The sequence below is a fragment of the Flavobacterium sp. FG19 genome, assembly GCF_057809475.1.
On sequence record NZ_JBMDKA010000039.1, the window covers coordinates 35,363 to 44,701 of the forward strand.

Below are 9,339 nucleotides of genomic sequence, written 5' to 3' on the forward strand. Positions count from 1 at the left end.
GACTCTTTATGAACCCGTTAGATTTTCAAAGAATAGATACAGCCGGTAATTTTGCTTTAAATGAAGAATACCTTCTTTCGTATAGCTATCGCGACGGCTGGACAGAACGGCTTTTAAGTTTCCGGCTTTTTGTGGATATCTATTATGAAAGCAAAGGGGAGATTAGTTTTTATGTATGGGAAAAAGATAAAAAGGAAATCGAAGAACTGCTGGATTTTGAAGTTCCCGAAGAAATTAAAAAACTCATAGCGCTTGTTATGACTCAGGAGAAATTACAATTGAAAAAACATTATGCTGATTTTTTTCTGGAAGATTCCAATAACGTTCTTTTTGTTATTAATCATAAGGGAGTTTCCCATAATGTAAGCATAGGCATTATGCTCAAAGAACTCCAAAATCCAAATGAATCCGAAAGACTGCTTTTTCTTTTAAATAAAGAATTTAAAAAACTTAGAGAAGAAATATATACCAAACTATCAGCAAAATGAAACTAAAAAGGGACTGGTTTAAAAAAAACAACGACACAAAAAAGCTTTCTGATATTACGTTTAAAGACGAAAACTTTAAAGAATTACTCACAGCACTAAATGTTGAGTACGTAACAGAAATAACAATTCTCGATTGCAGTAATTATGATTTAGTCTCTGTTGATGAGATTAAATATTTTCCTAATCTGGAAACTTTAATTATTGATTCGCATGATTTACAGGATCTGGACCTGACATGGAATGAAAAACTAAAGAGCGTTACGATTGAAAGAAGTGATTATCTTACAGAAATTGATTTTTCAAAAAATACAGCGCTTGAATTTCTTAAACTGGGAGGTTTAGAGTTAGAAAGATTGGATTTAAGCCAGAACCTGAACCTCAAAAAAATATGCTTAGACGGTGTCGACATTGAAGATCTGGACCTGACCTGTAACAGCAGCCTTGAAGAATTATATCTCCAACATATGCCTTTTTTTAATGGTGTTGTAAATGAAAAAAATAAAGCTCTTAGAATAATTTATTGTTCTTACGGAGGTTCCTGCCGATGGACTGAAAACGGATTACCAGAATTGGAAAAACTGACATTAGAAAACTGTGAATTAGATTCGGTAGACGTTACCGCTTTTCCAAAATTGAAAAAACTGGACATCACCTGGAATCAAATAGCGGCTATTGATCTTTCGCAGAACAATCTTTTAGAAGAATTACGTATGGCCGATAATGCGTTTTCAAATATCAATCTGGAAAAGAATAAAAACCTGAAATATCTTTATTTAGGAGGAGATCATGACAGGTGGTCGTCTGAAGAAATTGAACATACTTATTTAGACATAAAACACAATACACAATTAATAGAACTTTTCATCAATCAAAGTGGTCTGACGGAAATTGATTTATCAGAAAACTTGTTTCTTGAAAGACTTTATATCGATGAGAATCCGATAAAAAATATTGATCTGTCAAAAAATATCCGGCTTAAAAATCTTACGATCCAGGATACTCTATTAGAAAACCTTGATCTTTCAGAGAACATTGAGTTGAAATATTTGAGATTAAAGAATAACCAATTAAGTGCTCTTCAGTTTCCTTCGGCTGCGAGTATTAAAGATTCGGCTTTAACTCCCGATCAATTAGCCAATGAAACAATAAATAATTTAAAAAATAAAGGCTTAGTTTTTGAAGACAAAGCCGATGAAGAAGATGAAGAAGTTTAAGGCTTTATGCATCAGTATCAATCCGTACTTTTGGCAATCCTTCAAAACGAATACAAAACATGAAAGAACTTTTACATACTATTTTTAATAATCCTGAAAACCAGAAAGTACTGGCCTTTTTAAATGTTCAGATGAAAGAAACACCTCTTTATCTAAAAACATGGAAAGAATCGTACTCCGGTTTTGATGAAGGCGCTGTTGCCCTGTTTGACAGATATGGCGAATATGTACCGGAAGAATGTAAATATTCATTTGAGACTCACAGTATAATGGTCAACAATTCCAGCGGTGAAATATTTGCTTTTAATACCGGACGTTTTTCGGTTTTCTTTAAATGCGATTTTGTTAAAGCCGGAATTGAAAACGAAGATTCTTTAAGAAGAGGTTATACCTTTGACTGCATAACCGATATAACAGAATTAGGCGAAAAATGGTGTTTTATGGATCGTTTTAATAATCAGAAAGAACAATTAAAATGGAGTTATGAATTAACCCGGTAAGACCTTTTACCATAACTTTAAAAATACAATACAGCAATGTGGTACACTAATGAAACAGAGGTTATACCGGAAGAAGTATTAGATCTTTTCTGGCGGGAATTAAAAGAACAGGCCGGAGAACTTCAAAGTAATGAATTTGAATTTTACTGGGAAATGCTGGGTGGTCCATTGTGGATGTCCTGGTCTATAGAAATAAACGGTAAATCACTCCGGTTTACAACCCATTATTTCAGCGAAAGATACCTGGAGGCATTCCTTAATAAAGGACTCATTGAGATCATTAAAGTGTATGATCAGTCTGAAAATGAAGGCCAGTATGACAAAAAGAGATACAGAATATTAAAAAACAAGGATTAGCGAAGATTAAAACAAATTAGCGCCATTCGTTATAATTATGAAACAGGATATCATTACTAAAATAAATAACGCTGCATTAACAGAAAATACCAGATCAGCTATTATAGACAGCTTAACGGATCGATTTTTAATTGAAACACGGCAAACCGAAATTAAGATTGGAGATTCAAAAATAGGAGGTTATCCTCATTTACCTGAAAATTTTGACTATCCGCAGGAAGAAACTTTTTTTTATGAGTTTGTAGGACAGATAAATCTTTCTGATTTAACAGAAAATGATATTCCGGATTTTCCCAAAAAAGGAATGCTGTATTTTTTTATTGATGATGATTTTAACGTAAGTAATGTCAATACCAGAGTTTTTGTTCTGAATGTCCCTGTTTCAGAGCTGGTAATAAAATATCCTCCCCAAAATAAGAAAAGCCGTTGTGAGTCTTTTTTAGACAGAAACGAAACCGCCGAACTCAAATTGCAGTTAAATAAGGATTTTACCATGAACCAGCATCTTCTGGACGAAATTATCTTTGATAATCCAGATGATGTAAATTTTGATTTAGAACATTTTTACACCCGTGACCAGATTTGGGGTTTTACAACAAGCTGGGGCGGAGGCGATGCGCAATGGAGCGCCTATCTGGCAAAAAAAAGATTTGGTTGCCTTTATTGGCTCACACTTGATCATCAAATTGAGGGATTAAGAAAGCAAAACACCGATTTGAAGACCTGGTTAAATGAAAAGGTCGACAGCATGATAGCAGAACAAAAAGAAAAACTTTTAAAATATGATAAAACGATTACGATCTATCCGTATTGGGAAAAAGAACTAACAGATACGGAGTTTACCAAACAGCATCTCAATGCCTTTATTGAGGAGCTGGATTTTCATAAAGCACAAAGTAAAAAATGGCAGATGCTGCTGTCATTATCTTCATACCCTGAAGCCGAAATGCAGTTTGGAGATGGTAAGATGGAGTTTTTTGTCAATTTAGAAGACTTAAAAAATCAAAACTTTACTAATTTTTTCTGTCATATTTATAATTAAAAAAGACGAACTGACCAGAAAACAGTGGCTAACAGAATCAAAAGACTTTTATCTTCTATGAAACCGATATTTTTCCTCTTAATTTTAAGTTTAGTATTTCTAAGCTGTAATAAGAATGCTGAAAAAAAGGCCAGCCCGCCTGCTGTCGTTAAAACTTCAGATAAAAGTATGCCTTTTCACAAGCTGAAAAAACTTTTTGTAGTTGGGGATTTTGAAGGAAAGGGTAAAAAAGATACTCTTTTTCAGTACAATTATTCGAACCTGACCCAAACAGAAATTAAGGAATCACCCGATCCGTTTGAAAACGAATGGGACACAGTGGTAGACTGGTTCTTTAAACAGGATGCCGATTTGTATCTCGCATTTAACCCGGACAGCCAGCCAAAACTGCATCTGGGAACTGCACAGGGGTTATACTGCTTATTAAATATTGGTGATAATAATGCCGATGGCAGAGATGAAATTGCACTGGTCATAGATTATTTAGATTACAGCAGGGTAAACAGCTGTAAAATTTATTCTTTATGCAATAATAAATGGGTACTTTTAAAACAGTTTGGCATACATGAAGGTTCCTTTGATTATACAACAGATAGTGAACCCGTTTTTGAAAATATCCCGGATTTTCTGGAAATGAAAGAGGGTGAGTGGAGGTATAAAGATTATCTGCAAAACGCTTATGATACCGTAGAAGAAGTGGGGAAAATGAAAGCACTCGGATTAGAAAAATGCCAATAGATAGTTTAAGAATGAAATCAACATCCGGAAGAATTAATATCATACTGTTTTTTTTAATTGTACCGTTTTTGGGGTATAGTCAGATTGAAACAGTAAATATTGGGGGAGTACTGCATTGTTCAAGAAATGTACACGATATTATAAAAAAGAAAAAGAAAGCATGGTACTGGTCTATGCCCGAAGAGTTTATACCGGATTCAGTTCCTTATCAAAAAGACAGTTCGTATATAATGATTAAAAAAAGGAAATACCTGCAGAAGATTTATTCTTCAAAAAGATTTAAAATTAAAACAGTTGAGCCCGCTGAAGGTGTTAAGGATACATTCCTGATCCAAAATTTAATCACCGGACGAAAAGAAGAGATTCAATTTACCGAATCCTGTAATGTTATTTTTAAAGGGGCAGAATGGATCAGAAAAGAACCTTATTTTTTGTTTGAAGCGCGGTTTGACGGATATGAAGATCTTTTTAGTTTAAAATTTGGTAGTAATAATATTGCTATGTTCAATTTTGATCTGCCGCATTACAGGAAATGTGATTGATAAATTTTAAATAGAATTAAATGGAACTGATTTTATTATATACCAAAGATGAACTGAAATCCGGAAGTTTAGTGAAAAAGATAATTATCGTAACACTATTATTTAGTATCTTAAGCTGTACCCATAAAGAAAAGATTTACAGCGAAAAAGTAAAAGTGAAATCCCTGGAAAAGTTTGATCTTAAAAAGTTTAAGGAGCATAAAAAAGACAGCATTTATGAATATCTGAAGAAGGATACCATTGTCCGGTTATCCGAAGATGAAAATCAGTACAAACAGGAGTTCTTTACACAAAATCGTAGTTTTAAAGATATTTTTATTTACAGTAAAACGACAAATTCATTGACAGGTGAATTTCATTATTTTTACGGAATGCCGATTGGAACCTGGAAAAATTATGATGAAAACGGAATTTTGAAAGACAGCCTGAATTATGACGAAGGTTTTGATTTTACGGTAAACGATTTAATTGTAAAACTCAAAAAAGAACTCACGATTGATCTGGTCTACGATACAGATTATAAATCACTGGTTATAGAAAGATACGACTGTAAACGATTCTATTTGATAAACAGCCGCTGTTATTTAATACAAATAACGAACGAGGGAGGCGAAAGAACGATTGTGGCTGATGGTAAAACAGGAAAAATTGTAGAAGATACAACCTATTATTTTGAGGAATAATTTGCCTTGAAAATAATAACGTTTAATAATGACAGCTTAACCGGAATAAAATGAAGAATATGCAGATCAAAAACATAAAAAGAATCTTATCGACGTTTGGAATCCTGATTTTCTTTCTTCCTTTTTTTCAGATGTGTTCCGATGAAAATCTGAAATCAAAACCTGCGTTTTTTAGAAATCATTCAGATCCTCAGACTCCATCTGAAAAAAATGCAGCTTTCCGGAAATCTAAAGAAAATGTGACTTTAACCGGTTACGAACTGGCATTCAACCCCGAAGTTCCCATTCTGCTGATCTTTACCGTAATGATGATTTTCAACTTTATTATCTGGGTTCTTGCGCTTCGGGATTTTAAGATTACGATTTTTGTGTTTTTAAATACGCTGCTGTCGTTAATTTCGATTATAGGACTGGTTACGATTCTTCCGTTTGGACAGCTGCGGTACGGATTTTTAGTATTTCAGTTAAACTGCCTGCTGCTCTGTTATTTTGCATGGAGAAGTAGTAAAGAGTAAAGAGAATAGAGTATAGAGTGAAGAGTAACTAGATGGTGACTGCTGTAAATGTACTATACTCAATCCGTAAAATAAATGTTTTATGATTGGATTTTCTAAAGAAAGAAACAATTATTTATCAAGTACAGCCTGAATCGAATTACTGATTTCCTCCAGATTATTTTGTTTGTTATTGGTCATTAAAATAATCGTCGAGTTGACGCTGCTAATTAATAAAGCCTGATAATTAAAAGCCGCGCCATCGTGAACATGACTGGTTACTTTTCCGTTTTCGATAGTCCCGCCGCCAAGACCCGTCTGATTATCTTTAGAAAATGGCTCGAAAAGTTCACGTGTCGACTGTTCATTAATAATTTTATAGGAATTAATGGTTTCAGACCATTTGTAAAAATCTTTTAAGTTTAAAGCCGTCCAGCCCGAAATGTTGTATTTCAGCATGTCTGCTTTTCCCGAATTATTAAACGATCGGGCAAAAAGAGGCTCTTTCTCGTCCGGATCGACTACGGCATTTTTGATCCCGAGAGGTTTTAGAATTTTTTGTATCACAAACGAATTGAAACTCATTTTTGTGATTTTTTCAATAATACGCCGCTGCAAAAACACATTATTATTGTTGTAATCATACTTGGTTCCCGGTTCAAAGTCAAGCTCTGCCGTTTTTAGCAGAAAAGCCATATTATCAGTATCCTGACTGACTTCGCTCCATTTGATCTGAGGAAGTCCGCTTGTATATTGCAACAGGTTGATAATTTTTATAGTATTGGCCCACGATGGCAGTTCCGGAAGGAATTTAGAAACCGGATCATCGAGTTTTAATTTCCCCTGTTCTTTTAACATCATAATGCCCACTGCATTAAATTCTTTGGCAATCGAACCTATATGAAAACGGTATTTTGTATTTAAGGGTACATTACTGCTGGCATCTGCTTTTCCAAAAGCCTTTTCATAGATTATTTTTCCTTTTTGGGCCACCAGAACATTCCCGTTAAAGGTTTTAGATTCCAATGCTTTTTGAAAAACAAGATCCAGTTTTTTTTCGGTTTCATTACCCTGTCCGTAAAAAGCACTGCCTGTTGTCAAAGCAATAGTAAAAAAGAGAAATTTAATTTTCTGAAGAGTGGTATTCATTTTGGAAATTTTGATAAATATAAACAATACAAAGCTTTAGTCAGTAACCGCCGTTCCTGTTTTTCTGTATCTAAAATAACCTGATTTCAGGCATTGGCGGTGTTTTCAAATTGATTTATGCTTTTTTCGTTTTTCTGATGATTCTTTTTACAATACTGTACAAAGCGACTGCGACCAAAACGTGTATCAGATAGGATTTAGGTTCGCCTTCGCCATTTACAAAAGAGAAAACCCTGTTCCATCGTACTTTGTTAATTCCGCTTCCGTTTTTGTCCCAGCTGAACCAGATAAAAACCGGTTTGCCAATTACGTGATCAAAAGGAACAAATCCCCAGAATCGGGCATCAAGAGAGTTTTCACGATTATCGCCCATCATCCAGTAATAATCCTGTTTAAAAGTATAGGAATCGGCCGCTTTTCCGTTTAGTATAATTTTACCGTCCTGAACTTCTAAATTGTTTTGTTCGTATTCCTCGATGATTCGTTTATAAAAAGGAAGTGTTTTTAGGTCCAGCTTAACAGTGGCTCCCTTTTTTGGAATATAAAGCGGACCATAATTGTCCATATTCCAGTTCAGAGAAGCAACATGCGGAAAAACATCTTCGCTCTGGCCTTTTGGCGCTAAGTATTTTTTTACTCCTTTTACCATTGGGTTACGGGCAATCAAGGCCGCTTCCTTGTCGGTTAAGGTCAAAAAATATTCCCCTTTATCTGTAAGGGCAAAAACACCATTTTCGTATTTCATACCTTCTCTGGCGCCATACATTTTTACAAGAGCGTCCTGACTAATGGTTTCTCCTTTGGTATCGACCAAAAAGTTAAACTGAGGTTTTGCGCTTTCGGGCAGTATACTCAGTTTCCCGTTAATGTAAATATCGCCCTGTCTGATTTCTAAAGAATCTCCCGGTACGCCAACGCATCGTTTTACGAGGTTTGTTTTTTTGTCAATAGGTTTGTAATAATTTCGGTCCGGTTTAAAATCGTCCATATTACGCAGTGTATCTGCCGGCTGGTTAAATACGACAATCTCATTGCGTTCGATTTTTTCGATAGCAGGAAACCTAAAATAGGGCAGTTGTAATTTATTAAGCAGCGATGTTTTCTTCTTTTCAACATTATCGTTAAAAAGATAGGATTTCACTCCTACCAAAGGAATAGAATCATGTACCATAGGCAGTGCAACGGTCGTCATAGGCGTTCTTGGACCAAAATTGACTTTGCTGACAAACAAAAAGTCGCCTATTAATAATGTTTTTTCCAGTGATGATGAGGGAATCGTAAACGGCTGTATGATATAAGTATGAACCAGAGTCGCTACTATTACAGCAAACAAAAGAGAACTTACCGTGTTTTCGGCTTTTTTCTCTCTGTTCGCTATATAAGTTACGTTTTGCGAAGTATAGTTTAAAAAAGTAATATAAAATCCTAAAGTCAGTAAAACCAGTACGGTATCGAAGGTGGAATTTTTTCCGAAACTTCTAATGGTTTCTACCCAGACTACAGGAATCATGATCAGGTTAATGATTGGAATAAAAAGCAGGAAACACCACCAGAACGGCCGGTTTATAATTTTCATTAAAATTACCAGATTATAAATCGGGATAAAGGCAGCTAACGGTTTTCGGTTTGCTTTTGCATATAATTTCCACGTAGACAGTCCATGGATAATCTGCATAATTAAAATAAAAATGAGCCATTCAGATAAATTCATAGTATAAAGTGTTAGCAGGTTTATTAAACATTCAGATCGTTGTAAGGGGCCGTAAGTACTTTGAAAAAATAATGAATCCTTTTTTACAATATACAGGCTGATGTGTTATAAGTAGTTTTTCTAAATATTTGTTACAAATAGATTTAAAAAAAGCAGGCTGTCTCAAAAGCAAATCCTTTTTGAGCAGATTTCGATATTTCTTAAAAAAATATTCTGAAAACCCCCGGAGGGGTAAAATAGTTGTAGAATTTCAACAGGAAAATAAAAAAAGCTCCGGAGGAGCGACATCTTTTTTGCAGTTTAATAATATATGCCGCTCCTCCGGAGCTTTATATTGCAGGCATTTTTCCTTTGCTATAAATATTCTGCTTCTCCTATGTTTGCCAAGTCAATTTACAAATATCTATAAAATGTAAATTTG

General features: G+C 34.6%; 11 protein-coding genes. 9 read left to right on the forward strand and 2 right to left on the reverse strand.

Features of this window, described 5'->3' with window-relative positions:
- Positions 1–8: 8 nt before the first annotated feature.
- From ACODST_RS25480 to ACODST_RS25520, 9 genes are read left to right on the forward strand one after another with little or no spacing between them, the layout of a single operon-like run.
- Positions 9–488 carry a hypothetical protein gene (locus tag ACODST_RS25480; protein ID WP_488934916.1) on the forward strand — a complete coding sequence of 160 codons (480 nt, stop codon included), beginning with the start codon at positions 9–11 and terminating at the stop codon, positions 486–488.
- Complete coding sequence (locus ACODST_RS25485; RefSeq protein ID WP_488934917.1) at positions 485–1,702, forward strand: leucine-rich repeat domain-containing protein; 1,218 nt, start codon at positions 485–487, stop codon at positions 1,700–1,702. The genes ACODST_RS25480 and ACODST_RS25485 overlap by 4 nt, the downstream gene beginning before the upstream one ends.
- Positions 1,703–1,761: 59 nt before the next feature.
- Positions 1,762–2,202, forward strand: coding sequence for a hypothetical protein (locus ACODST_RS25490; protein ID WP_488934918.1), 441 nt, complete (start codon positions 1,762–1,764; stop codon positions 2,200–2,202).
- 36 nt (positions 2,203–2,238) lie between these two features.
- Positions 2,239–2,559, forward strand: a complete 321-nt coding sequence (locus ACODST_RS25495; protein WP_488934919.1) for a hypothetical protein — start codon at positions 2,239–2,241, stop codon at positions 2,557–2,559.
- A gap of 37 nt (positions 2,560–2,596) precedes the next feature.
- Positions 2,597–3,601, forward strand: coding sequence for a DUF1963 domain-containing protein (locus tag ACODST_RS25500; protein WP_488934920.1), 1,005 nt, complete (start codon positions 2,597–2,599; stop codon positions 3,599–3,601).
- A gap of 57 nt (positions 3,602–3,658) precedes the next feature.
- Positions 3,659–4,339, forward strand: a complete 681-nt coding sequence (locus tag ACODST_RS25505) for a hypothetical protein (protein ID WP_488934921.1) — start codon at positions 3,659–3,661, stop codon at positions 4,337–4,339.
- A gap of 11 nt (positions 4,340–4,350) precedes the next feature.
- Positions 4,351–4,881 (forward strand): hypothetical protein, encoded by a 531-nt coding sequence (locus ACODST_RS25510; RefSeq protein ID WP_488934922.1) that lies wholly within the window; start codon positions 4,351–4,353, stop codon positions 4,879–4,881.
- A gap of 20 nt (positions 4,882–4,901) precedes the next feature.
- A complete protein-coding gene (locus ACODST_RS25515; RefSeq protein WP_488934923.1) occupies positions 4,902–5,564 on the forward strand; it encodes a hypothetical protein in 663 nt (220 codons plus the stop codon).
- Between the two features lie 50 nt (positions 5,565–5,614).
- Positions 5,615–6,079 (forward strand): hypothetical protein, encoded by a 465-nt coding sequence (locus tag ACODST_RS25520; protein WP_488934924.1) that lies wholly within the window; start codon positions 5,615–5,617, stop codon positions 6,077–6,079.
- Positions 6,080–6,190: 111 nt separating this feature from the next.
- Here ACODST_RS25520 and ACODST_RS25525 read toward each other — a convergent pair whose 3' ends face one another.
- Both ACODST_RS25525 and lepB read right to left on the reverse strand, forming a co-directional pair.
- Positions 6,191–7,207: a serine hydrolase domain-containing protein gene (locus tag ACODST_RS25525; RefSeq protein ID WP_488934925.1), complete on the reverse strand. Its 1,017-nt coding sequence runs from the start codon at positions 7,205–7,207 to the stop codon at positions 6,191–6,193.
- Positions 7,208–7,322: 115 nt separating this feature from the next.
- The gene (gene lepB, locus ACODST_RS25530) at positions 7,323–8,918 is read right to left on the reverse strand and encodes a signal peptidase I (protein ID WP_488934926.1); all 1,596 of its coding nucleotides are present in this window, start codon (positions 8,916–8,918) and stop codon (positions 7,323–7,325) included.
- Positions 8,919–9,339 lie beyond the last annotated feature (421 nt).

Excerpts from the sequence above, each read along its gene's own strand:
- ACODST_RS25480 (WP_488934916.1), top strand. The coding sequence starts at position 9 with ATGAACCCGTTAGATTTTCAAAGAATAGATACAGCCGGTAATTTTGCT.
- ACODST_RS25485 (WP_488934917.1), top strand. The coding sequence starts at position 485 with ATGAAACTAAAAAGGGACTGGTTTAAAAAAAACAACGACACAAAAAAG.
- ACODST_RS25490 (WP_488934918.1), top strand. The coding sequence starts at position 1,762 with ATGAAAGAACTTTTACATACTATTTTTAATAATCCTGAAAACCAGAAA.
- ACODST_RS25495 (WP_488934919.1), top strand. The coding sequence starts at position 2,239 with ATGTGGTACACTAATGAAACAGAGGTTATACCGGAAGAAGTATTAGAT.
- ACODST_RS25500 (WP_488934920.1), top strand. The coding sequence starts at position 2,597 with ATGAAACAGGATATCATTACTAAAATAAATAACGCTGCATTAACAGAA.
- ACODST_RS25505 (WP_488934921.1), top strand. The coding sequence starts at position 3,659 with ATGAAACCGATATTTTTCCTCTTAATTTTAAGTTTAGTATTTCTAAGC.
- ACODST_RS25510 (WP_488934922.1), top strand. The coding sequence starts at position 4,351 with ATGAAATCAACATCCGGAAGAATTAATATCATACTGTTTTTTTTAATT.
- ACODST_RS25515 (WP_488934923.1), top strand. The coding sequence starts at position 4,902 with ATGGAACTGATTTTATTATATACCAAAGATGAACTGAAATCCGGAAGT.
- ACODST_RS25520 (WP_488934924.1), top strand. The coding sequence starts at position 5,615 with ATGAAGAATATGCAGATCAAAAACATAAAAAGAATCTTATCGACGTTT.
- ACODST_RS25525 (WP_488934925.1), bottom strand. The coding sequence starts at position 7,207 with ATGAATACCACTCTTCAGAAAATTAAATTTCTCTTTTTTACTATTGCT.
- lepB (WP_488934926.1), bottom strand. The coding sequence starts at position 8,918 with ATGAATTTATCTGAATGGCTCATTTTTATTTTAATTATGCAGATTATC.